The 26,363-nt window shown below is 64.2% G+C and carries 26 protein-coding genes and 1 pseudogene; 21 read left to right on the top strand and 6 right to left on the bottom strand.

What is annotated here, in order from left to right; translation table 11 throughout:
- Positions 1–153 precede the first annotated feature (153 nt).
- Both YUA_RS0141935 and YUA_RS46710 read left to right on the top strand, forming a co-directional pair.
- A complete protein-coding gene (locus tag YUA_RS0141935) occupies positions 154–1,230 on the top strand; it encodes a HoxN/HupN/NixA family nickel/cobalt transporter (protein ID WP_084293236.1) in 1,077 nt (358 codons plus the stop codon).
- The gene (locus YUA_RS46710) at positions 1,211–3,589 is read left to right on the top strand and encodes a TonB-dependent receptor (protein WP_084293234.1); all 2,379 of its coding nucleotides are present in this window, start codon (positions 1,211–1,213) and stop codon (positions 3,587–3,589) included. The genes YUA_RS0141935 and YUA_RS46710 overlap by 20 nt, the downstream gene beginning before the upstream one ends.
- A 319-nt stretch (positions 3,590–3,908) precedes the next feature.
- Here the strand turns inward: YUA_RS46710 and YUA_RS0141925 are convergent, their stop codons facing one another.
- A complete protein-coding gene (locus YUA_RS0141925) occupies positions 3,909–5,420 on the bottom strand; it encodes an ATP-binding protein (RefSeq protein WP_027535991.1) in 1,512 nt (503 codons plus the stop codon).
- A 446-nt stretch (positions 5,421–5,866) separates the two neighbouring features.
- Between YUA_RS0141925 and YUA_RS0141920 the strand changes: the two genes are divergently transcribed.
- The gene (locus tag YUA_RS0141920; protein ID WP_084293262.1) at positions 5,867–6,919 is read left to right on the top strand and encodes a Tat pathway signal protein; all 1,053 of its coding nucleotides are present in this window, start codon (positions 5,867–5,869) and stop codon (positions 6,917–6,919) included.
- A 27-nt stretch (positions 6,920–6,946) separates the two neighbouring features.
- Here the strand turns inward: YUA_RS0141920 and YUA_RS0141915 are convergent, their stop codons facing one another.
- The 5 genes from YUA_RS0141915 to YUA_RS0141890 all read right to left on the bottom strand — a co-directional run bounded on the left by YUA_RS0141915 (position 6,947) and on the right by YUA_RS0141890 (position 13,462).
- Positions 6,947–8,011, bottom strand: coding sequence for a ketopantoate reductase family protein (locus YUA_RS0141915; RefSeq protein WP_027535989.1), 1,065 nt, complete (start codon positions 8,009–8,011; stop codon positions 6,947–6,949).
- 1,041 nt (positions 8,012–9,052) lie between these two features.
- Positions 9,053–9,688, bottom strand: a complete 636-nt coding sequence (locus tag YUA_RS0141910) for a MarR family winged helix-turn-helix transcriptional regulator (RefSeq protein ID WP_027535988.1) — start codon at positions 9,686–9,688, stop codon at positions 9,053–9,055.
- Positions 9,689–10,576: 888 nt separating this feature from the next.
- Positions 10,577–11,902: a flagellar protein export ATPase FliI gene (fliI, locus tag YUA_RS0141900; protein ID WP_027535987.1), complete on the bottom strand. Its 1,326-nt coding sequence runs from the start codon at positions 11,900–11,902 to the stop codon at positions 10,577–10,579.
- A 36-nt stretch (positions 11,903–11,938) separates the two neighbouring features.
- Positions 11,939–12,667: a flagellar basal-body rod protein FlgF gene (gene flgF, locus YUA_RS0141895; protein ID WP_027535986.1), complete on the bottom strand. Its 729-nt coding sequence runs from the start codon at positions 12,665–12,667 to the stop codon at positions 11,939–11,941.
- Positions 12,668–12,670: 3 nt separating this feature from the next.
- Positions 12,671–13,462, bottom strand: a complete 792-nt coding sequence (locus YUA_RS0141890) for a DUF1217 domain-containing protein (protein WP_027535985.1) — start codon at positions 13,460–13,462, stop codon at positions 12,671–12,673.
- Positions 13,463–13,604: 142 nt separating this feature from the next.
- Here YUA_RS0141890 and motA point away from each other — a divergent pair, with 142 nt between their 5' ends.
- From motA to YUA_RS46705, 18 genes and pseudogenes are all read left to right on the top strand, one after another.
- Positions 13,605–14,501 carry a flagellar motor stator protein MotA gene (gene motA, locus YUA_RS0141885; RefSeq protein WP_027535984.1) on the top strand — a complete coding sequence of 299 codons (897 nt, stop codon included), beginning with the start codon at positions 13,605–13,607 and terminating at the stop codon, positions 14,499–14,501.
- A complete protein-coding gene (locus tag YUA_RS0141880; RefSeq protein WP_027535983.1) occupies positions 14,498–15,439 on the top strand; it encodes a flagellar motor switch protein FliM in 942 nt (313 codons plus the stop codon). The genes motA and YUA_RS0141880 overlap by 4 nt, the downstream gene beginning before the upstream one ends.
- A complete protein-coding gene (locus YUA_RS0141875; protein ID WP_027535982.1) occupies positions 15,420–15,734 on the top strand; it encodes a hypothetical protein in 315 nt (104 codons plus the stop codon). The genes YUA_RS0141880 and YUA_RS0141875 overlap by 20 nt, the downstream gene beginning before the upstream one ends.
- 75 nt (positions 15,735–15,809) lie before the next feature.
- Entirely contained in the window at positions 15,810–16,184 is a 375-nt protein-coding gene (gene fliN, locus YUA_RS0141870) for a flagellar motor switch protein FliN (protein ID WP_027535981.1), read from the top strand.
- Between the two features lie 2 nt (positions 16,185–16,186).
- Entirely contained in the window at positions 16,187–17,227 is a 1,041-nt protein-coding gene (locus tag YUA_RS0141865; protein ID WP_027535980.1) for a flagellar motor switch protein FliG, read from the top strand.
- A 13-nt stretch (positions 17,228–17,240) separates the two neighbouring features.
- Positions 17,241–18,326 carry a flagellar biosynthesis protein FlhB gene (gene flhB, locus YUA_RS0141860; protein WP_027535979.1) on the top strand — a complete coding sequence of 362 codons (1,086 nt, stop codon included), beginning with the start codon at positions 17,241–17,243 and terminating at the stop codon, positions 18,324–18,326.
- 64 nt (positions 18,327–18,390) lie between these two features.
- A complete protein-coding gene (gene flgB / locus YUA_RS0141855; RefSeq protein ID WP_035973106.1) occupies positions 18,391–18,792 on the top strand; it encodes a flagellar basal body rod protein FlgB in 402 nt (133 codons plus the stop codon).
- Between the two features lie 11 nt (positions 18,793–18,803).
- Positions 18,804–19,220: a flagellar basal body rod protein FlgC gene (gene flgC / locus YUA_RS0141850; RefSeq protein ID WP_027535977.1), complete on the top strand. Its 417-nt coding sequence runs from the start codon at positions 18,804–18,806 to the stop codon at positions 19,218–19,220.
- Positions 19,221–19,222: 2 nt separating this feature from the next.
- Complete coding sequence (locus YUA_RS0141845) at positions 19,223–19,552, top strand: flagellar hook-basal body complex protein FliE (protein ID WP_027535976.1); 330 nt, start codon at positions 19,223–19,225, stop codon at positions 19,550–19,552.
- Positions 19,553–19,569: 17 nt separating this feature from the next.
- The gene (flgG, locus tag YUA_RS0141840; RefSeq protein WP_027535975.1) at positions 19,570–20,361 is read left to right on the top strand and encodes a flagellar basal-body rod protein FlgG; all 792 of its coding nucleotides are present in this window, start codon (positions 19,570–19,572) and stop codon (positions 20,359–20,361) included.
- A gap of 13 nt (positions 20,362–20,374) precedes the next feature.
- Positions 20,375–20,851 (top strand): flagellar basal body P-ring formation chaperone FlgA, encoded by a 477-nt coding sequence (gene flgA / locus YUA_RS0141835; RefSeq protein ID WP_035973104.1) that lies wholly within the window; start codon positions 20,375–20,377, stop codon positions 20,849–20,851.
- Positions 20,848–21,978 carry a flagellar basal body P-ring protein FlgI gene (flgI, locus tag YUA_RS0141830; RefSeq protein ID WP_027535973.1) on the top strand — a complete coding sequence of 377 codons (1,131 nt, stop codon included), beginning with the start codon at positions 20,848–20,850 and terminating at the stop codon, positions 21,976–21,978. The genes flgA and flgI overlap by 4 nt, the downstream gene beginning before the upstream one ends.
- Before the next feature lie 67 nt (positions 21,979–22,045).
- Complete coding sequence (locus YUA_RS0141825) at positions 22,046–22,801, top strand: MotE family protein (RefSeq protein ID WP_027535972.1); 756 nt, start codon at positions 22,046–22,048, stop codon at positions 22,799–22,801.
- Complete coding sequence (gene flgH, locus YUA_RS0141820; RefSeq protein WP_027535971.1) at positions 22,802–23,497, top strand: flagellar basal body L-ring protein FlgH; 696 nt, start codon at positions 22,802–22,804, stop codon at positions 23,495–23,497.
- 30 nt (positions 23,498–23,527) lie between these two features.
- Complete coding sequence (locus YUA_RS0141815; RefSeq protein WP_027535970.1) at positions 23,528–23,971, top strand: flagellar basal body-associated FliL family protein; 444 nt, start codon at positions 23,528–23,530, stop codon at positions 23,969–23,971.
- Positions 23,968–24,708, top strand: coding sequence for a flagellar type III secretion system pore protein FliP (gene fliP, locus YUA_RS0141810; RefSeq protein ID WP_027535969.1), 741 nt, complete (start codon positions 23,968–23,970; stop codon positions 24,706–24,708). Before YUA_RS0141815 ends, fliP begins: the two co-directional genes overlap by 4 nt.
- 242 nt (positions 24,709–24,950) lie before the next feature.
- A complete protein-coding gene (locus tag YUA_RS0141805) occupies positions 24,951–25,859 on the top strand; it encodes a flagellin (RefSeq protein ID WP_027535968.1) in 909 nt (302 codons plus the stop codon).
- A gap of 271 nt (positions 25,860–26,130) precedes the next feature.
- A pseudogene (locus YUA_RS46705) lies at positions 26,131–26,363 on the top strand (flagellin); the annotation flags it as partial.

Below are 26,363 nucleotides of genomic sequence, written 5' to 3'. Positions count from 1 at the left end.
AGTCCTCATCCTGAGGAGCCTGCGCAGCGGGGCGTCTCGAAGGATGGCTGCAAGCACTGCTGCAAAGCCGTGCCGCCCCTCCCGGATTGCACTGGTCAGTATGACCATCTTGTGAGAATATCATACCATTGGCGCAATGGGGCGTGCGGCGGAATGCGTGTCGTGACGCGATGGTCTGTGCGGGCGGCCGAGCCCGGAATGGTGCTGCTGTTCGGCGGGCTCATTGCCGCCAACATCGTCGCATGGGCCTGGGCTTTTGCGCTGTTCGGCGATCGTCCCGCGGTGATGGCGACCGCGCTGCTCGCCTGGGTGTTCGGCCTGCGTCATGCCGTCGATGCGGACCATATCGCCGCCATCGACAATGTCGTGCGCAAGCTGATGCAGGCAGGTGATACGCCGCGCAGCGTCGGCCTCTACTTCGCGCTCGGCCATTCCAGCGTGGTCGTGGTCGCAACGATGCTGCTGGCACTGGGTGTCGTCAGTCTCGGCGGCGACAGCCTGCTGAGGGATATCGGCGGCCTGATCGGCACCTCGGTATCGGCGCTGTTCCTGCTGGTGATCGCCGCCATCAATCTCGCCATCTTCGCCGGCCTGTGGCGGACGTTTCGCATGGCTCGCGAGCAGGGCGTTCACGACGCCTCCGGGCTCGACGCGTTGCTCGCCAATCGCGGATTTCTCGCGCGCCTGCTCGGCCCGATGTTCCGCCTGGTCACAAAACCATGGCACATGTTTCCGCTCGGCCTCTTGTTTGGGCTCGGCTTCGACACCGCGACCGAGATCGGCCTTCTCAGCATCTCGGCTGCGGAAGCCGCGCGCGGTGCTTCGCTCGCCGACATCCTGGTCTTCCCCGCGCTGTTCGCTTCAGGCATGGCGTTGGTCGACACGGCCGACTCCGCGCTGATGGTCAGCGCCTATCGCTGGGCCTTCGTCGATCCCATGCGCAAGCTCTGGTACAACCTCACGATCACCGGCGCCTCCGTCGCGGTTGCGCTGTTCATCGGCGGCATCGAAGCGCTTGGCCTGATCGCTGACAGGCTGGGTCTGTCCGGCGGCGTGTGGGCGCTGGTCGATAGCCTCAACGACTCGCTTGCGAATGTCGGCTTCGCCGTGATCGCGCTGTTCGTGATCGCCTGGCTGGTCTCGAGCGTGCTCTACCGCCGCATGTTTGCAGTCGGCCGCAGGAACGCTCCCAAAGGTCTGGAATTTCCTGATGCGACCGAGGCGGTGTGATTTTGGCTGGCGCTACGGTGCGCTGACGGCTCTCTCCGCTTGTGTCCTTCTCGCGGATAGCGGCAAAACCTTTGCGCAGAGTAGGGCTGGTGCCGCACAACAATTGCCGCCCGTCGAGGTCAGTGGTGGCGACGCGCCGCGGCACAAGAAGCCACCCACGCCGCGACGCGTCAGCAGACCGGCCGTGGCGGCGCGGTCGGTAGCGGCTGCGCCAGCGCCAAGTCCGGCCGCGGATGGCACGAGCGTTGCCTCCGGCGCAAAGGGCCCACCGAGCATGGCGAGCGAAATGACCTTCTCCGGCGAAGCGATCAATGCCCGCATCTTCACGCGGCCGGGCGAGGCGCTCGAAGCCGTGCCGGGGTTGATCGTCACCCAGCATTCCGGCGAGGGCAAAGCCAACCAGTATTTTCTGCGCGGCTATAATCTCGATCACGGCACCGATCTCGCGATCTATGTCGACGATGTCCCTGTCAACATGCGCACGCATGCACATGGCCAGGGCTATGCCGACCTGAACTGGCTGATCCCAGAGACCATCGGCGCGATGGACGTGCGCAAGGGGCCGTATTTCGCCGACGAGGGTGATTTCGCCTCGGTCGGCAGCATTCGTGTCGGCCTGATCGACCGCACCGAAAAAGGCCTCGCGCAAGTGACCGTCGGCAGCTTTGGCTATCTTCGTCTGCTCGGCATGAATTCTACCAAAGTGGGTGATGGGTCGTTGCTCGTTGCCAGCGAGATCGGCGCCCATAATGGTCCCTGGGACAATCCGGACAATATGCGCAAGCTCAACGGGCTCGTGCGTTACAGCCAGGGCACCGCGACCGACGGCGTCTCCGTCACCGGCATGGCCTACACGAACAAATGGAATTCGACTGATCAGGTGCCGCAACGCGCGATCACCAGCGGTTTTCTCGACCGCTTCGGCGCGGAGGATCCGACCGACGGCGGCAACACCAACCGCTTTGCGCTGTCGGGCCGCGTGGCGCAGAGCGACGATCTCGGCTCCTGGAAAGCGAATGCTTATGTAGTGAAGAGCCAGCTCGACCTCTTCAACAACTTCACCTACTTCCTCAGCGATTCCGTCTTCGGCGACCAGTTTCACCAGCACGACGACCGCCTGATGGCCGGCGCCAACATCTCGCGCACGCTAAACGGCTCGTTCGCTGGCCTGCCGATGCAGACGACATTTGGTTTGCAATCGCGCTACGATGCGATCGACCTCGCGCTCTCCAACACATCCCAGCGCGGTTTCCTGTCAAATATCCGCAGCGACAAGGTGGGCGAGGGCAGCGTCGGCGTTTATGCCGAGAACACCGTGCGCTGGACCGACTGGCTCCGGACCACGGTCGGCTGGCGCGGCGACTACTACGCCGCCGACGTCACCTCGCTGTTCAATTCGAACAACTCCGGCAGCGTCAACGCCTCGCTCGGCAGCCCGAAATTCAGGGTGGTACTCGGGCCCTTCAACCAGACCGAATTCTTCCTCGGCGCCGGCTATGGCATGCATTCGAATGATGCGCGCGGTGCGACCACGACGGAAGACCCGAGCGATCCCGGCACAAAACTCTCGCCGTCACCGCTGCTGGTGCGCACGCGCGGTGCAGAGGTTGGCGTTCGCACGAGAATCATCCCTGGGCTCGATAGCTCCTTCAGCGTCTTTATCCTCGACCAGGATTCCGAGATCCTGTTCTCGGGCGATGCCGGCGATACCGAGGCGACACGCGCCAGCCGCCGTTACGGGTTCGAGTGGACCAACCATTACCGCCCAAGATCCTGGATCGACATCGATGCCGACCTCGCGATGACGCATGTGCGCTTTCGCGGCACCGACAGCGACCAGGCGGAGGTCTATGCCTCGCTGGCCGGCTATCCCGAGGCGCAGATCGGCAATGCGCCCGGCAACTATATTCCGAACGCACCGCCGATGGTGGCGTCCGCCGGCATCACGCTCGGCGACAAGACCGGCTGGTTCGGCGGCGTGCGCTGGCGCTATCTGGCGGCGAGCCCGCTGACGGAAGACAATGCGTTCCGCTCATCAGCGATCAGCATCTTCAATGGCCGCCTCGGCTATCGCGCTGACAACGGCTGGCGCATCCAGCTCGACGTGCTCAATCTTTTCAACACGCAGGCAAACCAGATCACCTATGCCTATGGTTCGCTGCTCAAGACCGGCACCCTGTACAATCTCTGCATCGGCGGCGTCGCACCGATCGCGGTCTGCCGGAATGGCGTGATGGACTACGTGCTGCACCCGGTCGAGCCGCTGACGTTCCGCCTCACCGTAGCTGGGGCGTTCTATTGCCGCGGGGTTCGTAACCTCTCCCGCTTGCGGGAGAGGTCGCGCCGAAGGCGCGGGTGAGGGCTTTCTCGTCTTGGGGAGCCTCACTGTGGAGACACCCTCTCCCCAACCCTCTCCCGCAAGCGCAGGGCAATCGCATATGACTCGTTGCGGCGACCTGCGCGCACGCCTCGTCCTTCGAGACGGCGCTTACGCGCCTCCTCAGGATGAGGCTAACCAGCGCCAGTGCCCCTTTGAAACTGCTGCCGCATACTCCGCCCTCATCCTGAGGAGCCCGCCCAAAGCGGGCGTCTCGAAGGATGGCCGCAGGGACAAGTTTTCATATGCGATTGCCCTGCCCGCAAGCGGGAGAGGGAGCGCACCTTTTCTGTGGCAGCAGTCAGGTCGACGCCGCGCTCGGCATCGGCTCCGTCGGCAGATCGTCGCCATTGGGATCGCCCGGCGCAGTCGCCCAGGCCAATTCCACCAGCGTCACGAATCTGCGTCCGCCGCCGTCGAGCTGGACCACGATCAGGCCCTGCTCCTCCATGTAGCCGAGCAGCCGCTGAGCCCGGCGCAGCGAATGCGAGCCATAGGCGCGGGCGATCGCGGCATCGCCGGGGCAGGGCCAGCCTTCCTTGGCAGCACGCGCGATCATCATGAACACGCCCTGCATGTCGTCGGGCAGGATCGAAGCGCGCAGCATCACCTCCTGCCAGGAATCGTCCTCGGCGATCTCGGTGCCAAGCCCGGCGCGCGCGTGGGTCAGCATGCGGCGGAATTCGCCCAAATCAGGCACGGCCGCGCCGAGGCCCTCGATGCGGCAGCGGACCACGAATTCCTGGTAAAGCACGCCGATGGCGCGGAAGCCGGCATCGGGCGCGGCCAGCACGGCGCGCAGCGTACGATCCACGCGCTCGCGCCGTTCCGCGAGCTCTTCGGCACTGACGGGGACCTCGACCATTTCGGGGCTGATCTCGGGAGCTGCCGCCTTTGCCGCGCGGAGCTGCTCGAGCAGGTCCGGCGCCGGCCGGCGCTGCGGCCGGCTGGCATCCGGCGGCGGCGCGGCCAGGATCACGGCGCGCGCGTCCTCCAGCGCCGCTTCCGGCATCGGCATCAGCCGTGGCGTCGAATTGCGCGGGCTGGTGTCGGTGGGGCCGATGTTCAGACGCAGCGGACGGCGCGACAGCGCGGGTCCGAGCGCCATGAACTGCCCGCGTTCGAGATCGCGAAAGGCTTCCGCCTGCCGCCGCTCCATGCCGAGCAGATCGGCGGCGCGCGCCATGTCGATGTCGAGGAAGGTCCGGCCCATCAAAAAATTCGAGGCTTCCGCAGCGACATTCTTGGCGAGCTTCGCCAGTCGCTGGGTCGCGATGATGCCGGCGAGCCCGCGTTTGCGGCCGCGGCACATCAGATTGGTCATGGCGCTGAGCGAGAGTTTGCGCGCCTCGTCCGACACTTCGCCCGCGACTGCCGGCGCAAACAGCTGCGCTTCGTCGACGACCACCAGCATCGGGTACCAATGGTCGCGCTCGACATCAAACAGGCCGCCGAGGAACGCGGCTGCGCGCCGCATCTGATTCTCGGCATCCAGTCCTTCGAGATTGAGCACGGTAGAGACCCGATGAAGCCGGGCGCGTTCGCCCGCGACCTGAAGGCCGCGCTCGGTGTGATCCTCGGCCTCGATCACGAGATGGCCGAAGCGGTCGGCCAGCGTGACGAAATCGCCTTCGGGGTCGATGATGGCCTGCTGCACCCAGGGCGCGCTCTGCTCCAGCAGGCGCCGTAGCAGATGCGACTTGCCGGAGCCGGAATTGCCCTGGACCAGGAGCCGGGTCGCCAGCAGCTCCTCGAGGTCCATGGCCGCCCCGGCGCCCGCCGTGGTCAGCCCCATCTCGATCGCAACCGTCATGTCCCGACTCAAGTCCCCGTCATTCGCGGTCGGGGCTTAACAACCCGATCGCGATGCGTCGAGCGAAACAGGACGAATCACGCCCCGTTGCCCACGGCGGATTTCAGCCGGGATTCGAAAGCCGTAGAAGTGCGGCTGGTAGGGGCTTGCGGATCGTCGTCCTGGTTCCCGGGGAAACGCGCAGGGGCCGAATTCCCACCTGATCCGTTCGATCTCGGCGATGCGCAGGGGACGACGGGCCGACCACGATCGCGAGAGCACGCTCGTTGCCGCTGGATTGTGAGGCATGCAGCCCGACTCTGCATCGAGGCGCCGCACCCGTTCGCGGCGGCCTGCGCGCCGGTTTGATTTCTGGCCGGGCTTGCGCAGCGTCAATGTCGCAGATGCGTGCACGCGGCATCCTTGTGGCAGAGGTGTCGACTTTCATGGTCACCCGACGAAGATTCATGGCGGGAGTTGCCTGCGCGGCCGCGATGCGGCCGCAGCCGTCGCACGCGGCCGCGGCCATGACGTACGAGGAGGCGGTGCGCGCCACGTGGGCGCCGTTGCGCGCCGAAGGCGGCCCCGGCGAAATCGTCCGTTATGCGACGCTGGCCGCCAACAGCCACAACACCCAGCCCTGGCGCTTCACCGTGGGGCCGCGAAGCATCGCCATCGCGCCGGATGTCTCGCGTCGCTGTCCTGCGGTCGACCCGAACGATCATCATGTCTTCGTCAGCCTTGGTTGTGCGGCCGAGAACCTGACGCATGCGGCCCTGGCACTGGGGCTGCGGCCGGCGCTGCGCTTCGAAGCCAACGCGATCACGGCCGATTTCGAGAACGCTTCGGCGGAGCGATCGCCGCTGCTGGCCGCGATCCCGCACCGGCAGTCGACGCGCGCGGTCTACGACGGCAAGCCGGTCTCGACCGATCTGCTGCGCGAGCTCGAGCAGGCCAGCCGCGGTGAAGGCGTCGCAATCCTCCTCATCACCGATCGCAAGCAGATGGCGGCGGTCACGGATTACGTGGTCGAGGGCAATACGACGCAGATGCGTGACATCAGGTTCATGGACGAGCTCAAGGCCTGGATGCGCTTCAGCGAGCGGGAGGCGGTAGCGACCATGGACGGCCTGTTCTCGCGCGCGTCGGGCAATCCAGCCCTGCCGCGATGGCTGGTGCGGCCGCTGTTGCCTTTCGTGTTCACCGAGCGGGGCGAGAACGACAAGTATCGCGCCTGCATCGAAAGCTCCGCGGGTCTTGCGGTGTTCGTCGCCGAGCATGACGATGCGGCGCATTGGGTCGAGGTGGGCCGCGGCTGCCAGCGCTTTGCGTTGCAGGCGACGGCACTCGGACTGAAATATGCCTTCGTCAATCAGCCGGTCGAAGTGCCGCGCCTTCGCCGCCAGCTTGCTGCCTATCTCAATCTCGGTTCGCGCCTGCCCGATCTCGTGGTGCGTTTCGGCACCGGGCCGGAGTTGCCGAAGTCCTTGCGCCGGCCCGTCAGTCAGGTGATCGCATGAGCCGCAGTGTTGCCGCGCCGAACCCCGTCACTGCCCGCCCGATCCGCCCTGCACGATCTTCTCGTTCAACTTCTGGTCGACGGTCTCGACCGTGCGGTCGATCTCGGCATTCGGCGCGCCGATCTGATGCGAGATCAGCTTCACCAGAAGGTCGACGCGCTCGATGAAGGGCGCGCCGCTGGCCACGGCCCGCGCCGCCGACGACGGCTTCAGCAGGCTTTCGGCAGCCTTGGCGTATTTCGCAAACGGTACCTGGTCCGCAGGATCGGCGCCGAGGCGGCGGGCGATGGCGTCGACATGGTCGTAGATCGTCTGTGAGCGCGCGAGGTCGCCGTGCACGGCGTCACGGATCGATTGCGGCTCGTGCGGCGTGATGCAGCGGTAATTGCCGGTGAGCAGCATCGACCATTTCGCCAGCGGCACGAACAGCGAGTCGAACACTTTCAGCTTCACCGGCACGTCGTGGCCGTCGAGCGTCACCGCGTCGATGTCGGCTTCGAGCTCCCGCAGCACCTTGTTGTGCTTCTCGTCGGCGAAGGCCGATGCCTTGAAGTTCGTGGGCAGGCCGACATGCAGCACGTTCGCGGCCTCTTCCGGCGGACGGAAGGCTTGCGGATCGGGCGAGCACAGCGTCACCAACCCCGGCTCGAATCGCTCCCACACCTGCGCATTGGTGTAGGCCTCCTCGAGATCCATGTCGGCGAGTGCCGGGATGCGCTTGAGATAGGGCAGCGGCGGCATGTTCATGATCGAGAGGCATGGCAGCTTCGCCGCGGCGATCTTGATCATCAGCACACGGACCGTGTGGTTGGTGTATTGCGGCTCCTGCATCGCCAGACCGACCATGTCGTAGCGCGAGACGTCGACCTCGGCGGGGGTCACCGCGTCCAGCTTGCCGGGCAGGTCGCGCGAGAAGATCGCGCGGTGCACCGTCTCGTCGCGCAGCTTGATGCGTACCTCGGTACCATCGCGGTTGATTAGCTCCGCGGTCTTGGCGCGGCAGACCAGGGTCACGTTGTGCCCGGCCATCAGCAGCTTGGTGCCCAGCAGGGAACCGTAGGAAGCCCCGAGAATCAATATGTTACGCGCCATGCTTCGTCCCCCGGAAGTGTCATGTGATTTTTGCGCCCCGGCCGTGGCTCGAGGGCGGGCTGGGCATGTAAAGCGAACTGCCCGGCCATGGCAACTGGGATAATGCATACAAGGGAGTGCCGGCATTTCCCGGAGCGCGGATGGACGAAGCGTAAACCGGGGCCGCTGGTGCTTGTGGCAAAACGCCGGATTTCGCTTCGATCCACCCGGCTACGGGGCGGGCGCCTGTGTCGCCCGCCTGTCAACCCCGCCGCATAAAAATATTACACTTTACCGAAATTCGGAAATGGCGTATGTGTTGCCCATCCCGGCTCATCCTTGAGGGGCGATCGTACGTCGTCACGAATTGCGAGCCGGGTTTGCGATGGACGCGGCAGCGTCGGCACGAAATGGTGCGGGCAGGGCGGGTAGTCCCTGTGAGCCCGAAACCGCGTGTGGATGAGCGGCGCTGTTCAGTTCGTCTCGCCAACATTTCGATGGCTACGTGCACGATGCCATCGAACCCTGTGGCATCAGGCGATGCGCGCGTACGGCAAAACCGTGTGGTCCTGACCGTCGTTGCTACGGCCAAGCCTGTCGCGGAGGTGTGGAGCGCCCAACCGGGTCAACCGCATCGTCAATTCGCGNGGCGAGGGAGGCCAGAAGGAATTCGGCTCCCGGGAGAGCACGGCATAAGCCGTCAACCCATCGCGCAGGGAAGGCCGAGTGATTGGCACCACCTGTATGCTGCTGTGCGGTTTTCCTGCGCTACACTTTCGCGCAGCGGACCGCGGGTGCGAGGTCAGCACCCGGCCTTCCCTGCGCCCTCTCGGATAAGAGGGTGGAGAGATCAAGCAGAGCTCGGGCGAATTGCGCCGCGAGGCTGCCAAGGTGTGTCTGCGATACAAATGCGAACGGAAGAGCGAAGCCGTTATCTCATACTCCGTCATTGCGAGCGCAGCGAAGCAATCCAGAATCCCTCCGCGGAAAGACTCTGGATTGCTTCGCTGCGCTCGCAATGACGATGTAGAGGCAGTCATGCGTCACAGCAGCGTGGCTGCCTCAACTCTGGCTTGCCACGCGCGCGCGATCGAGATGCTCCTCGATCTTCGGGCGGTCACGGGTTCGCTCGAAGCTGGTGCAGAGCAGCTCCGTCTCATCGAGCGAGACGGGCGCACGATACAGTCGGCACATGAACTCGGCGGTGGCGCGTCCCTTGCCATTGCCGGGGCTGCGCTCGGCCAGGAACATGCAATCGCGGCAGATGCTGGCATCGAGCCGCTGATGGGCCGCATCGAGATGGTTGAGGACCTCGCGGAGCGAGTCGCGCAGCCTGATGCATTCCTCGGTGCCGAGCGAATTGACGGCATTCACCACGTGATTGATCGGATCGTGCTGGTTCAGGCATTTCTCACCCTGTGGGGTGACGTGCAGCACGACAGAGCGTTTGTCTTCCTGCGACGGTTTTCGCACCAGGAAGGACTTGCTCTCCAGCGTTTTCACGATCTGCGATGCGGTCGCTCGCGTCGCGCCGATGAAGCCGGCGAGCGCGGATGGTGTGCGCGAGAAGCGATTGGCGCGGCCGAGAAAGCGCAGCGCCATCCATTCCCGATCGCGCAACCCGTGTTGATTACCCTCGAAATACCAGGCTCTAGCCGCCTGAACCAGCAGCTCGACGGCTTCGCGTGCCAACGGCATAAATTCCTACCTCGCCCCGGGGAACGCGTGTGCTGCGCCCCGAAGCCGCTTTTCATCATGGCGCACGAATGTCTCACGAGAGTCCTGATGCCCGCCAATGTCCGATGCGTGCGTCGCGGTCGGCTTCAGCGCGAAGGCCTGGACTGCACGGCACATGACTTCACGGCACATGACTTCACCGCACATGACTTGGACTGATGAGCGTCGCAGGATACTGCGCGAGAAACGCTGCTGCCGATGGCATGCCAACCGCAGAGTCGTCGAACGCAAGTCCGAGCTGCCGTCACTGCCGGACGATGGATCGGAGTAGTACAACCGAAGCCCCTGAGTTCAAGTCACACGCAGACGTTTCTTATGTGCCGCGCAAACGATGAATGAGCTTCTCAACAAAAGCAAGTAGAGACACTCGTCGAGAACGGATGTCGCTGCAGACGAATGTAACGTTCAAGTCAATCTCGCTGTTCAGGACACATGATGGTGAACGCAATACGCAGTCTAACCGGCTAGATGCACGTAGTTCTACGCCCGTTTGATTGCACGGATATTGCTGTCCATCGTTGATGCATGATGATCGAAGCTTGTGCACGACAGTCGCTGTGCGCCAAGAAAATCATCCACAACTTCCGCGATCTGCTCCCTGAATCGCCGAGACGGCGTCAGGGGAACTTGGTCGGATTGCACGTGGCGGTTGTTGTGCGGTTATACCGGGAGCATCATCCGCGTGTCATTTTCCACGACCATGCTGATCGTCTCATCCAATTGGTTGAGATTCGTGCCGGGAACATTGCGGGCGAACAAACGCCCATGCAGTTTGTGCCACGACACGCGCGCATCGAGGGCAAGATGCGCGGGCGCGGGTCGCGCGCCCGGCTAGCAGTCTGTGTGCCGCTAGTCGCCCTTGAGCATGTCCCTGAGCTCGCGGAACGGATCGGCGCTCGGCGGGGCAGAGGCGTCTTGCCGCATGGCGCTGTAGATCCGCGGGACCATGTCGACCGCCTGGTCGAGCCCCGAATCACGTCCCGACTGGTATCCGCCCATCAGGCGGAGGTCGCGGGTGTCCTCGTATTTGGCGATCAGGGTGCGCAATTTGCTCACCAATTCGCGCTCCTCGGGGTCCCAGACGTTGTGGGCGAGGCGGGAGACCGAGCCCAGCACGTCGACGGCGGGATAGCGCGCCTGGTCGGCAATGTGCCTGGAGAGCACGATGTGCCCATCCAGCGTGCTGCGGATGGTGTCGGCGATCGGCTCGTTGTGGTCGTCGCCGTCGACCAGCACGGAGAAGATGCCGGTGATGGTTCCGGAGCCCTCCTCGCCGGGCCCGGCGCGCTCCAGCAGGCGCGGCAGGTCGGTGAAGACCGTCGGGGCATAGCCGCGGGCCACCGCGGGCTCGCCGGCCGCAAGCGCCACCTCGCGGGAAGCATGGGCGAATCGGGTGATCGAATCGACCACGAGCAGCACCGATTCGCCGCGGTCGCGAAAATATTCGGCCACGGCCATCGCCGTCTTCGGCGCCAGCCGCCGCATCATCGGGCTTTCATCACCGGTCGATACGATGGTGACGGAGCGGTTGCGATCGTTGCCGAGCACGTCTTCGATGAATTCGCGCACCTCGCGGCCGCGCTCGCCGACCAGCGCCAGCACGACGGTGTCAAAACCCTGGCTGCGGGCGAGCATCGCGAGCAGCGTCGATTTGCCGACGCCGGAACCGGCAAAGACGCCGACGCGCTGGCCGGCACAGATCGGCGCGAACAGGTCGATGACGCGGACGCCGGTGCGCAGCGGCTTGTGGACGCGGGCCCGCTTCATCGCCGGCGGCGCTTCCGTCTCCGCCGAGACCGCGCGCGATCCCGGGGTGAGGGGGCCCATTCCGTCCAGCGGCGCGCCGAGCGCGTTGATGACGCGGCCCTTCCAGCTCGGATCGGGCGCGAACGACAATGCCGGCATGCGGTAGGCGACCGAGCCGAGCCCGCCCGAGAAATGCCGGTCGAACGGCTTGGCGACGATGCCCTCGCTGTCGATTCGCACCACCTCGCCGATCTGGGGCTTGCCCCCGGAATTGACACCGATCAGCTCGCCGAGCTTGACGGCGCGCGACAGGCCGGAGACGCGGAAATGCGTCGGCGCGATCTCGGAGATCGCACCGCTGATGCTTGCCAGCGGCGTACTCTGCTGGAGCTCGAGCAGCGCCCACTCAAGTTGACGAAGAGCGTTCAAGGAAACCGTCCACCCAAATTACGCGCGACGCGCAGTCTACTTGCTGGGATCGCCCAGCGTCTGAATTGCGTTCCGGAGCGTGCTCTCGGTGCCCTCGATCAGCGAGTTGGTGCTGTCGAAGGCGCGCGAGGCCGACATCAGCTTCGTCAATTCCATCATCGGGTTGGCACTGGAGCCCTCGACATAGCCCTGCTTGAAGCCGTCCCGGCTGAAATCGCCGATGGCGGTCGCGGGCCGGTCGGGCGTGACGCCGGAATTGCCGTAGCGGTCGAGATCGGCATTGGCTGGAATATTGAACAGGCCGATGGTGCCGATCTCATTGTTGTCCTGGGTGATCGCGCCACTGCGCGAGATCGAGACCGGCCCGCCGTTCGGGTCGAGCGAGATCTGCGCACCGCCGGAATCGATGACGGGGAAACCCGACACCGTCTGAAGGTCGCCGTTGGCGGCGATCTGGAGCCGGCCGTCGCGGGTATAGACCGTGCCGTTGGGGCCGGCGAAGGCGATCCAGCCTTGTCCGACCACGGCGACGTCGAGCGGGTTGCCGGTCTCGGTAATGCTGCCTTGCTCGCGCGAGATGATGTTCTCGCCGGGCGAGGAGAACGCGACCGGGTTCGCGGCGGCCTTGGAGAGGACCGTCTCGAATTTCACGACGTCGGTGCGAAAGCCGGACGTGTTGACGTTGGCGACGTTGTTGGCGATCGTCTGGAGGCGCTTTTCGAGCGCAACCTGGGCCGACAATCCCACATAGAGAGCCGATTGCATGGCTTACCTGTTGAACTTGATGTTCTGAAGTGTCGTGAGCATGTTGGTATCCAGGCCGGCCGACGACGTCGAGGCGCCGGTGATCAGCGCCAGCGCCGGGTTGGTCGAGCTGTCGCTCTGGGCCTGGGTCGCATCATACATCGCCGCGAAACGCTGCACGAATTTGGTGACCTTGGTCGGGTCCTGGAAATCGGTGAGATTGATATTCTTCGTGATCATGCTGGCCTGAGCGTCGATGTCGCCCGAGCTGACGGTTGGCGACCAGCCGAGCGCGGTCTGGACCACCTGGGTCAGGGCCTTGTCGGCGAGGACCTGGTAGGCGTTGGTGATCGTGGAGGCCTTGCGCGTGAAATAGAGCGCGAGCCGCAGGCCCTCGTTCTGGTCGCCCGCCTGCTCCTCCATCGTCTGCGTGACGTATTGGGTGGCCGTGCCGGTGGTGGCCGCGGTGGTCGAGGTCGCGTTGGCGCCGTTGGCGGCGAAATTGAACGCCGTGGCGAAGTCCCGGTAGCGGCTGTCGCTCAGCTTGTTGGCGAAGGCGTCCTTGTCTGTGACACCTTCGGTCAACACCTTCCGCATGAACGCCTTGGCGTAGGTCATGTCGCTGAGGCCGTAGGCCTTCATCGCATAGGAATAGAGCCGGTAGTCCCCCAGGAAATCGTCGATCGTCTTCACATTGCCGATATGGCTCAGGAAGTAATCGGTGTCGCGGCTGACATCCGGCTCCGTCGCGACCTGGGTCATCGACTTGCCCATGTTGCTCGTTATTCTGGTGTAATCCGCGATGGTGGATAGCATGGCACGCGCCCCTTTGGCCGCTATTGCGACATCGTCTCAAGCTGCCGCGAGTTGCTTGCGCGGGGCTGGCGATACCCAAACCAGCTTCGCGCAAGCGTCGCCGACTAGATATTCCCGATGGGATCGGCGATGGAGTGGCGCGTTGCTCAGTTTCGTGGGGATTTTCATCACGGTGGCAGCACTGCTCGGCGGATTTGCCGCCATGGGCGGCCATCTGGCCGTGCTGATGCAGCCGTGGGAATTCGTGATCATCATCGGCACCGCGGTCGGCACCTTCATCGTGGCCAATCCGTGGAAAACTGTGGTGGACACCGGGGTAGCCTGCATGCAGGCGATCACCGGCGCGGTGCCGGGTGAGCGCTATTATCTCGATCTGCTCGGGGCGCTCCATGCCCTGATGCGCGAGCTGCGCGGCAAGGGCCGTAACGAGGTCGAGGCACATATCGATGATCCCTCGTCCTCGGAGATATTCAAGGCGTTCCCGAGCGTGCTCGGCGACCCGTCCCTGCTCCAGTTCATCTGCGACTATGTCCGCCTGATCATCATGGGCAATGCGCGCACGCATGAGATCGAGGCGCTGATGGACGAGGAGATCCACACCATCGTGAAGAGCAAGCTGACACCCTACCACGCGCTGGTGGTGGTGTCGGAGGCGCTTCCGGCGCTCGGCATCGTCGCCGCGGTGCTCGGCGTCATCAAGGCCATGGGGGCGCTAGACCAGTCACCGAAGTTGCTCGGCGGCTTCATCGGTGCGGCGCTGGTCGGCACCTTCGCCGGCATCTTCCTGTCCTACGGCATCATTTCGCCCTTCGCGCTGAAGATCAAGATGACGCGCGAGAAGAAGTGCCGGCCCTACATCATCGTCAAGCAGACGCTGCTGGCGTTCATGAACGGTGCCATGCCGCAGATCGCCGTCGAGCACGGCCGCAAGATGATCGCGAGCAGCGAGCGGCCGTCGATCGACGTCGTCGAGAATGAGACGATCGCAGGTCCCAAGGCCGTCGTGACCGACGCTGAACCCAAGGCTGCACGCGCATGACGATGGAAGACGTCGAGATCGACCAGCGGAAGCAGTTGCCAAACTACCTGCTGGACGCGGCCGGCATCTCGATCGAACGCATGCCGATGCTCAATGTGATCTTCGATCGCATGGCGGCATCGTGCACGGACAGCCTGCAGCCGATAGCCGGAACACCCTGCTACTTCTCGGTCAACGGCATCGTCAACGATCGCGTCGGCGACATCATCAAGGACTACGAGGGCAACGCGGTCGCCGCCGTGCTCTACGCCGAGCAGTGGGATTCCCGCGTTATCATCGTGCTCGACCGCGATTTCGTGTTCACGATGGTCGAGGCGATGTTCGGCTCCGACGGCGCCGAACCGCCGCTCGATGTTGAGCGTTCGTTCTCGAATATCGAAATTCGCCTGGTCCAGGCGCTGTTCGAGCGGTTCGCCAAGGCGCTGCAAACCGCTTTCGCCGGCACCTCCAACGTCACCTTCCGCGTCGAGCGGGTCGAGACCGCGATGGCGTCGCTGGCCATTGGCCGAAGCGGCAACATGTCGATCTGCGCGAACATCATGTTGCAGGCGCTCTACCGCGGCGGCCAGATGTTCCTGATCGTTCCGCACTCCGCGCTCAACCCGCTGCGGCAGAAGCTCGCCCACGTCGTCGTCAGCGACGGTCGCGCGGCCGACCCGCGCTGGCGCGAGCAGATGGAGAGCGAGGTTCACCGCACCGAGGTGACGCTGAGCGCGGTGCTCGACGAGAAGATGATATCCCTCGAGGACGTCGTGAAATTCAAGGTCGGACAGGTGCTCGAGCTCGAAGCCACGCCGCGCACGCTGGCGCGGCTCGAGAGCAACAACCAGGTGCTGTTCTGGTGCCAGATCGGCCAGCTTGATGGCTACTACGCCATGCAGGTGGCAGATCCCGTCGATCAGAAGCGGGAGTTCGTCGATGATATCCTATCTCGTTGATGCCGTGCTGCTGATTGCGCTGGCCTTCACCAGCATGCGGGTGACCCGGATGCATCGCGAGCTGGCGCGGCTGCGCAACTATCAGGGCGAGTTCTCGACCATCGTCCACGAGACCGCGGGCGCCTTCGATACGGTGATCACCGCGGCGCATGATTCCACGGCAAATCTCGGCCGGCTCGCCAATGTGCTGAGCACGAAGATCGACCAGGCTCACGAGGCGATTGCGGCCCTCGATGCGCGGACCGGGCTCCAGCCCGCGGCGACCGCGAACGGCTCCGAGGTCAACAAGCATTAGGGCCGGGACCGGCTGAACGGATAGATCGGAACGTCGCGGCGCTCCGGGAGCGGAAATACCAAGAGGCGATACCAAATGGCGCAATCCTTCGACTACGAGTCAGCAACCGCATCCGATGATGCCGAGACGTCTCCGCTGGAGCGGCTTGCGGAGATCGCCGCGCGTACCGCGGAGGAGACCGGCAAGTTCGCCAATGTCGATGCCATCCTGCGCATTCCCGTCACCATGCAGGTGGTGCTGGGATCGGCGACCATCCCGGTGGCGAACCTGATGAAGCTCGGCCGCGGCGCCGTGGTTCCGCTGGATCACCGCGTCGGGGAGCCCGTCGACGTCGTGGTCAACGGCCGCGTCGTCGCCCGCGGCGAGGTGGTCGTCGTCGAAGAGGACAATTCCCGCTTCGGTGTCTCGCTGACCGAGATCGTCGGACCGCTGGGGCAGGGTGATTCCTGACCATGGCTGCACAGGTCGGCATCGCTCCCATCAAGCAGCGAGGCGTTGCCACGCTGGGCGGAACGGAAAAGGTCGCGGCGCTCCTGCTGGCCATGGGCCGGCAGGCGGCTGCGAGCGTGCTCGCGCAGTTCGAGCCGCAGGACATCCGCATCGTCACCAAGGCCGCGGCTGAGCTGCGGCCGATCACGGCGCAGGAACTCGAGTCGATCGTCGAGGAGTTCGCCCAGCAGTTCTCGATGGGCGCGAACATTCTCGGCACCCTCGGCGGTCTCGAAGCCGTGCTCGGCGATGTGCTTCCCGCGGACCAGGTCTCGGCGATCATGTCGGACCTGCTCGGCAATTCGAGCCGGTCGGTGTGGGACCGCGTCTCGTCGGTGTCGGAGAACTCGCTGGCGACTTACCTGTCCAAGGAGCATCCGCAGACCGCGGCGCTGATCCTGTCCAAGGTCAAGCCGTCCTGCGCCGCCAAGGTGATGAGCCAGTTGCCGTCCAGTCTGCGCAACGAGCTGATGCGGCGCGTGCTCAGCCTCAAGCCGATCGTCGACGACGCGATGAAGGTCCTCGAGAAGACGCTGCACGAAGATCTGACGCTCAATTTCGCCCGCAACCTCGGCGCCGACACCTACGCCCGCGTCGCCGACATTATCAACAAGATGGAGCGCGGCCATATCGAGGATATGCTGAAGAGCCTGTCGGAGAAGCGGCCGAAGTCCGCCGAAGTGCTGAAGGAGCTGCTGTTCACCTTCGACGACGTCATCAACCTGGCGCCGAAAGCGCGCACCATGATCTTCGACCAGGTGCCGACCGATCGTATCGTCGTCGCGTTGAAGGGCACCGACAAGCACTTCCGCGAACTGATCCTGTCCGCGGTCGCCTCGCGCGTGCGCCGCGTCGTCGAGCACGAACTCGCCATCGGCGAGCCGTCGAACCAGCGCGACGTGCTGGAGGCGCGCCGCGTCATCACCGACCTCGCCCTCGACCTCGCCGAGAAGGGTGAAATCGAGCTCAATCCCGACCAGGAGGATGAGCTGGTCTTCCGCTGACCGCTGAGCAGGCATGGCAGAGTCATCCGACCAGGAGAGCAAAACAGAAGAGCCGACCGAGAAGAAAGTCCGCGATGCGCTCGAACAGGGCAATATTCCGGTCTCTCGGGAGGCGTCCATGTTCGCGACCATGGCGGCGCTGATGGTGATTCAGGCGTTCCTGATCGGCCAGGGCGTGCAGCAACTGACGCCGACCTTGAGGAGCTTTATCGACGAACCCGAGGGCTTCCCGATCAGCACCGCGGCGGACGCGCTGAATCTTCTCACCGTGGTGGGCCTCGAGGCGCTGCGATTCCTGGTGCCGCTGGTCGTGACCATTGCGGTGTTCGGGCTCGCCGCCTCGTTGCTGCAAAACGCGCCGCGGCTGGTGCTGCAGCGTATTCTGCCCGACTTCTCCCGAGTCTCCCCGGTCAGCGGCTGGAGCCGCATTTTCGGAACGCAGGGCCTGGTGGAGTTCGCCAAGTCGATGTTCAAGCTCGCCTCGGTGACCGCCGTGGTCTGCTTCGTGCTGCGATCGTCGGAGGCGAGGGCGTTCGAGGCGATGTACACCGATCCTGTCGCGTTGCCGGAGATGATCCTCACCATCGCGATGCGGATCGTGTCGGCGATCTGCATTGCGACGATCGTGCTGGTCGCGATCGATCTCGCCTGGGCGCGCTTCCGCTGGCGGCGTGAGCTGCGGATGACCAAGCAGGAGATCAAGGACGAGCACAAGCAGTCCGAGGGCGATCCGCTGATCAAGGCGCGCCTGCGTTCGCTCGCGCGCGACCGCTCGCGCCAACGCATGATCGCCTCCGTGCCGCGCGCGACGCTGGTGATCGCAAACCCGACGCACTTCGCGATCGCATTGCGCTACAATCGCGACGAAAACCCGGCGCCGCTCGTGGTCGCCAAGGGCATGGACGTGATCGCGCTGAAGATCCGCGAAGTCGCCGAGCAGAACAGGATCCCGGTGATCGAGAACAAGGCTCTCGCGCGCGCGCTCTACGAAGCGGTGCAGGTTGATCAGGTCATCCCCGCCGAATTCTTCCGTCCGGTTGCCGAGATCATCTACTTCCTGCAGTCGAAGCAAACGCCGCGGCCCGAGAAGGTTCAGTAGATTTACGAGGATGGTGCTTCGCCCAACAGCTTGACGAAAGCTTAACGCCCTAGGGTTCTCTCCAATGAATCACAATGGGGCTGTCGTGGGACCGCTTTATCTCTTCGAACTCGCATCGTCGCAGGCGCGCTGGCTCGAGCTTCGTCAGTCGACCATCGCTACCAATGTCGCCAACGCCAATACGCCGGGTTTCAAGGCGCGCGACGTCGAGCCGTTCAACAAGGTGCTCGACGGAATGCCGGTCAGGCTTGCGACGACATCGCCCACGCATATGCAGCTTTCTCCGGCCGAAACCGATACGCGGGCAACCGCGAAGAAGGATAGCTGGGATGTCGTCCACTCCGGCAACTCGGTCAGCCTCGAGCAGGAAATGATCAAGGGTAGCGACGTCAATCGCGACTATTCGATGAACTCGGCGATCGTGCGCTCGTTCAATCGCATGATCCTGACCAGCGCGAAGACCTGAGGTGAACTGAAATGCTGGACGCTCTACAGGCTTCATTGACGGTCGCAAGCTCCGGGCTCGAAGCGCAGTCGACGCGCATGCGGGTCGTCTCGGAAAATCTCGCGAATGCGAGCTCGACCGGGCGCACCGCCGGCGCCGATCCGTATCAGCGCAAGACGATCACTTTCGATGCCGCGATGGATCGTGCCTCGGGCTCGCAGCTGGCGAAGGTCAAGGAGATCGGGGTCGACACCACGCCCTATCGCGTCGAGTACGATCCGGGACATCCCGCCGCCGACAAGGCCGGCTACGTCAAGATGCCCAACGTCAACATGATGATCGAGATGGCGGACATGCGGGAAGTCAACCGGTCCTATGAAGCCAATCTCCAGGTCGTGAAGCAGGTGAGATCGATGCTCGGCATGACCATCGATCTTCTGAGGAGCTGAAAATGCTAGAGGCGATTTCATCCACCGCGATCACCGCAGGACAGGCGGCGTCCCGCATCACCGAGACGCAGACGATCGCGCCCAGCGCGACGTCCCCGGTCCAGGCCGGCGACGACATTGGCTTCGATTCCGTGATGAAGCAGGTGACCACGGACGCGATCGGCACGCTGAAGGCCGGTGAGAGCGCGTCGATCTCGGCGATGCAGGGCAAGGAATCGACGCGGAAAGTCGTCGAGGCGCTGATGTCGGCCGAGCAGGCCTTGCAGACCGCGGTCGCGGTCCGCGACAAGGTCGTGCAGGCCTACCAAGAAGTCGTTCGTATGTCGATTTGATCTGAAGGAATGACGCTGTGAAATCGCTCGCCATCGCGGCCACGGGCATGAATGCCCAGCAGACCAATATCGAAGTCATCGCGAACAACATCGCCAACATCAACACCACGTCGTTCAAGCGTGCGCGTGCGGAATTCACCGATCTGTTCTACCAGATGGACCGCATGCAGGGTGTCGCGAACGTCAGCGGCGCCTCGCCGATCCCGGAAGGCGCCAATCTCGGCCTCGGCGTCAAGTCGGCCGCGATCCGCAAGCTGCACATCCAGGGCGCGCTTACGCAGACCGGCAATCCTTACGACCTCGCGATCAACGGTCGCGGCTGGTTTCAGGTGCTCGGCCCGAACAACGAGGTGCAGTACACCCGCGCGGGCTCGTTCAACACCAATGCCACCGGCCAGCTGGTGACGATGGACGGCTACCTGCTGGATCCCAACATCACGGTGCCGCAGGGAACGGTGCAGGTCACCGTCAACCAGACCGGGCAGGTGTTCGCGAAGCTGGACACGGAAGTCAATCCGCGGCAGATCGGCCAGCTCAACCTTGCCAATTTCGCCAACGAGGCGGGCCTCGAGCCGCTGGGCAGCAATCTCTATCGCGAGACCACGGCGTCGGGCGCGCCGGTCGTTGGTCTCCCCGGCGATGCCGGCTACGGCAAGATCAACCAGCAATATCTCGAAGCCTCGAACGTCGATCCCGTCAAGGAAATCACCGAGTTGATCTCGGCGCAGCGCGCTTATGAGATGAATGCCAAGGTCATCCAGGCGTCGGATGAGATGGCGCAGACGGTGTCGAAGAATCTCAGTCGCTAGTTCCGGTGTGTCGATGTTGAACAGGGTGGGCCTGATCGCGCGCGGGTTGGCCGCCGCGCTGCTGGTTCTCGTCTCCGCGCGGCTCGCCGTCGCAGACGAGCGGCGGCTTCCGGTGCCGGCGGTAGCGATCCGCGCCGGCGAGCTGATCAGGGACGACATGATCACCGAGCGCATCTTTGCGCCGAACGTGCTCGGTGTCGCCATGTTCATCGAAGGGCGTCAGGTCCTTGTCGGCCGCATGGCGCGGCGGGCGCTGCTGCCGGGACAGCCAATCCCGACCAATTCGGTCGAAGACCCCTTCACCATCGCCCGCGGTGCCATGGTCAAGGTCGTGGTCGAAGACTCCGGCCTGTCGATCGTGGCCTACGGCGCGGCCATGCAATCGGGTGCGCCGGGCTCGCTCATTACCGTGCGGAACACCGACACCGGCGTGATGATCAGGGCCATCGTCCAGCCGGACGGCACCGTCAAGGTCGCGGACGGGTCATGACCAGATTCCTGATCGCGCTTCTCCTCATCGTTTCCGCCGCCAGCGCCCAGGCCGCCGTCCGCATCAAGGACATCGCGGACATCAAGGGGCTGCGCGAGAACCAGATCGTGGGCTACGGCCTCGTCATCGGCCTCAACGGCACCGGTGACACCCTTCGCAACGCGCCGTTCACAGAACAGTCGCTGCAGTCGATGCTCGAAAACATGGGCATCAATGTCAGGAACGAGACGACCAGTACGAACAACTCGTCGCGGCCGACGACGCTGCGCACACGCAACGTCGCCGCCGTGATGGTGACCGCGGACTTGCAGCCGTCGATCGGACCCGGTGAGCGGATGGACGTGACGGTGTCGTCGCTCGGAGATGCGACGTCGCTGCTTGGCGGCACGCTGGTGATGACGTCGCTGCGCGCGGCCGACGGTGCGGTCTACGCGGTGGCGCAAGGGGCGGTCACGGTCGCCGGTTACAGCGTCGGAGGCCAGGCTCAGAACGTCAGCCAAGGCACGCCGACGGCGGGCCGCATTCCGAACGGCGCGCTGGTCGAGCGCGAGGTCCAGGGCAGCCTCCACGAGATGGAATACCTGGTGCTCGAGCTGAAAAACCCCGACTTCGTCACCGCGACGCGAATCCTTGACGCCGTCAATCGCTATGCCGGCGGCCGCTATCGCGCCCAGATCGCCTTCGAGCGCGACTACCGGACGATCGTGCTGTCCAAGCCGCGCTACGTTGGCCCGGTTCGCTTTCTCGCCGAGATCGGCGAGCTCACCGTCGAGCCTGACACGCCTGCGCGGGTGGTGATCAACGAACGCACCGGCACGGTGGTGATCGGACGCGACGTGCGAATCTCGACCGTCGCCGTCACCCACGGCAATCTGACGGTCCGTGTCACCGAGCTGCCCGTGGTGTCGCAGCCGGCGCCGTTCTCGCAAGGCCAGACCGTCGTGGTGCCGCAGACCATAGTCGAGGCCAACGAGGCCGGATCGCAGGTTGCGATCCTGAGCGGTGTCGACCTCCAGCGCCTCGTGCGCGGGCTGAACCAGATCGGACTGAAGCCGTCCGGCATCATCGCGATCCTCCAGGCGATCAAGACGGCCGGCGCGCTGCAGGCTGAAGTCATCGTGCAATGATGCATAAGCGTCGTGCAAGCTTGGTCGCTCAATGCTCTGATCTCGACCGAGAATCGCACGCGAGCCGATGCTGAAGCTGGATCACATAGCGCAACTCCTTCTCCTCGCCGCGATGCTCGCGCTCGCAGGCGCCTCGCCCGCGCTGGCGCTGGACGAGCCGAAGCCGTCGAAGCCGCTCAATCTGCTCTCCTTCGCGCGCGCTCGCGCGCCCGGGCCGCAGAAGCCGCACGAGCCGGCTCCGGGCGATAATTCACGGGCAACAGCCTGGGCGGCCGAAGATTCGGGGGCCGCGATCACGGGAGCGGTTCCGACGGAGGCTCCTCCGCCGGCGCCGGCGCCCGCACCCGTGCCGGCGCGTCCGAAGTCCGGCAGCGGCACGGCGCCGCCGAAGCCGGCGCCGGCTCAAGCTGCCGCGCCAGGGGACAACGAAGTTGCGCTGTTCTGCAGCAACGTAGCCGATCCCGCCGTCGACGCCAGGCTGGCCTGGCAGCTGAAAGAGCTGGAGAAGGCCGAGAGCCTGCTGCGGGAGCGGATCGCCGAAGTCGAGGCCAAGCGCGCCGAATACGAGAAGTGGATGGCTCTGCGCGACGACTTCCTGAAGAAGGCGGAGGCGAGCGTCGTCGAGATCTATTCGCGCATGAAGCCGGACGCTGCCGCCACCCAGATCGCCGGCATGGCGGACGAGACCGCCGCCGCGGTGCTCGCAAAGCTCAGCCCGAGGAGTTCGAGCGCAATTTTCAACGAGATGGAGACCGGGCGCGCAGCACATCTCGCCGACCTGCTCGGTGGAATGCGTCGCGTGGATGACGGGAAGACCAAGTAAATGAAGACGCTGATCCTCATCCTGTCGCTCGTGCTTCTTGGCGGATGCTCCCATGATCCGGCAGAACTTCTGACTGGCCCGAAACTGTCGCCCGTTGGCAGCGGCCTGAGGGCGCCGGCCGAACCGATCCCGGTGACGCCCCGCATGCGCACGCCCGTCAGCTATCGCTCGACCTGGGATGACGGCACTGATCTCTACCGCGATCCCCGCGCCCGGCGCATCGGCGACGTCGTGACGGTGATCATCTCGATGCAGGACAAGGCCAAGCTCGACAACAAGACCGACCGCTCGCGCGATTCGCAGATCAAGTTCGGGCTGAACTGGCTGATGGACGTCGCAGGATGGCAGGACAAGGGCCAGACCAACGCCAACCTCAACACCAACACCCAGATCAAGGGCAACGGCCAGATCGACCGCTCCGAGGACATCAAGCTTTCGATTGCGGCCGTCGTCACCGACGTGTTGCCGAACGGAAATATGATGATCAGCGGGTCGCAGGAATTCGGTATCAACACGGAGATGCGCGTGCTCAATGTCGGCGGTATCGTGCGTCCGCGCGATATTTCGCGAACCAACACCATCTCCTACGAGAAGATCGCCGAGGCGCGCGTGTCCTATGGCGGTCGCGGAAATCTGTCTGACGTGCAGCAACCTGGATGGGGGCACCGGATCTATGACGCCGTGGCACCGTTCTAAGGCTCGCGCGTCGTGGGAGCAGGGGGCGTCATGCGCCTGATCGCCGCGATCGTCGTGCTGACCCTGGTCGCGATCGGCGCGGGCGCGCTTGCGGGCTTGCACCTGTTCGCCACCGCCGAACGCGTCGCCGACGCAAAGAAGGGCGCCACCCCGCCGCCGATCGCGTCGAGCTATGCCGGCAGTGCGCGGCTCAGGAAGCTGTCTCCGATCGTCACCAACCTCGCGGCGCCCGCCAACAACTGGGCCCGCGTCGAGGCCTCCATGGTGACCGACAGCATGAGCGACGAGGATGCCGGCATCCTGGCCGCCCATATCAGCGAGGACATCGTCACTTACTTGCGGTCCGCCTCGGTCACGCAGTTCGAAGGCACGCGCGGGCTCCAGCATCTGCGCGACGACCTGTCCGAACGCGCCAGCATCCGCTCGTCCGGCAAAGTCCGCGAATTGATCATTGAGACGTTGGTGATCCAGTGAAATTGAGAGTCCTGCTTCTAGCGTTGCTGCTGGTCGTGCTGCCCGAGGTAGCGTTCGCCCAGATCCCGGACCTCAACTCGCTGCTGCCACCAGGCAACGGCTCGACCAGCGGCCGCATCATCCAGCTCATGGCGCTGCTGACGGTGCTGTCCGTCGCACCGGGGCTGCTCATCATGGTGACGAGCTTCACGCGCTTCGCCGTCGCGCTCTCGTTTCTGCGAGCCGGCCTCGGCCTTCAGACGACGCCTCCGAATCTCGTGCTGATCAGCCTCGCCATGTTCATGACCTTCTACGTCATGGCGCCGACCTTCGATCGCGCCTGGGAAACCGGCGTGCAGCCGCTGATGAAGAACGAGATCTCGGAGGAGGAGGCCTATCTGAAGATCAGCGACCCGTTCCGCGAATTCATGCTGGCACATGTCCGCGACAAGGACCTGCAGACATTCGAGTCGCTCGCCGCGGAAAGCTTCCGCAGGAAGTTCGACGACAAGCGTATCGACATGCGCGTCATCATCCCGGCGTTCATGATCTCTGAACTCAGGCGTTCGTTCGAGATCGGCTTCCTCATCATCCTGCCATTCCTCGTCATCGACATGATCGTGGCGACGCTGACGATGTCGATGGGCATGATGATGATGCCGCCATCGATCCTCGCGCTGCCGTTCAAGGTGCTGTTCTTCGTGCTGATCGACGGCTGGAACCTGCTCGCCTCCGGACTGGTGCGATCGTTCTCGTAAGAGCGATCATCGACCTAACGGTTGGTTAAGGTTAGCAAAGAGTGATGTTAACCATATGATTTTACAGCGAAATTCAAGCCGATCTTAATCTCGGCGCAAGATTCGACGTGCTAGCAATGCGGCACGGCGGGTTGGACCCCACCCATATCAGTCCAAAGGCATGATGCCGCCCCTCCGTACCGGTGAAAGCCCGGTATGTCCCCTCGTGAAAATGTAACGCGTACATCAAAGGGACATTCGCAATGTCAAGCCTGCTTACGAACTCGACCGCCATGACCGCCCTCCAGACCCTGCGGTCTGTGAGCTCCCAGCTCTCCACCACGCAGACCCGCATCTCAACCGGCCAGCGCGTCTCGACCGCTTCGGACAACGCCGCCTACTGGTCGATCGCAACCTCGATGCGCGCCGACAACGCCGCGCTCTCCGCCGTCTCCGACTCGCTCGGTCTGTCGGCCGCGACCGTCGACACCGAATACACGGCTCTGAACACGGTTATCGGCGACAAGAACTCCGGCCTGATCAAGCTCCAGTCGCTGCTGGTCGAAGCCAAGACCGCCGGTATCGACCGCACCAAGATCCAGGCCGACATCACCCAGATCCAGCAGCAGTTGAAGGGCACCGCTGATGCGGCGACCTTCAACGGCGTGAACTGGCTGAGTGCGACCTCCTCGACGCCGGCGACGGTCAACCTCGTGTCGTCGTTCTCCCGCGTCGGCAGCACGCCGACCACCGGCTCCATCAGCCTGACCACGTCCACCTATGCGCTCTACAGCGCCTCGGGCACGAGCGGCATTCTGGACGCGCAGGCGAGCGGCGTCTCGGTCGACAACATGTCGATTTCCTCGCTGACCGATGCAGCGTCTGACCAGACCACGCTCGATGGCTACATCGCGCAGGTCACTGCTGCGATCAACTCGGTGGCTTCGGCCGCCGCCGACCTCGGCGCCGTCAAGAACCGTATCGCGACCAACACGGACTTCGTGAAGTCGCTGATGGACTCGGTTGATCGCGGTATCGGCCAGCTCGTCGACGCCGACATGAACCAGGAGTCCACCCGCTTGTCGGCTCTCCAGGTCCAGCAGCAGCTCGGCGTTCAGGCACTCTCGATCGCCAACAGCAGCAGCCAGAGCATCCTCTCGCTGTTCCGCTAAGCCTGAAAACCATCTGGGGGAGGGCCGCGCTTCTCGCGAAGCGCGGCCCTTTCGTTTGAAATGACGTCCCGCGGACGCCGCAATTTCGGCTGCCCTGTTGCGGCCAGGACACAGAGCCACAAGCCCCGCACAAGCTTCGAGCACTACGGTCGCCGTACGACAGGTTGGGCCCTAACCGCTCTTGCGCCGCCCAAAGGCATGACGCCGCCCTGTCGTACCGGTGCAAGCCCGGTATGTCCCCAAACTCAATTCAATCCAAAGGGACATCAAAATGGGTTCTAGCCTTCTCACCAACTCCGCAGCAATGACCGCGCTGCAGACCCTCCGTAACGTCAGCTCCAACCTCCAGATGACGGAAAACCGGATCTCGACCGGTCAGCGCGTCTCGACCGCCTCGGACAACGCCGCNTACTGGTCGATCGCGACCTCGATGCGCGCCGACAACGCCGCGCTCTCCGCCGTCTCCGACTCGCTCGGTCTGTCGGCTGCGACCGTCGACACCGA

The organism is Bradyrhizobium sp. WSM3983 (genome assembly GCF_000473045.1).
Lineage (GTDB): Bacteria > Pseudomonadota > Alphaproteobacteria > Rhizobiales > Xanthobacteraceae > Bradyrhizobium.
This window is presented reverse-complemented; position numbering and strand designations above follow the sequence as displayed.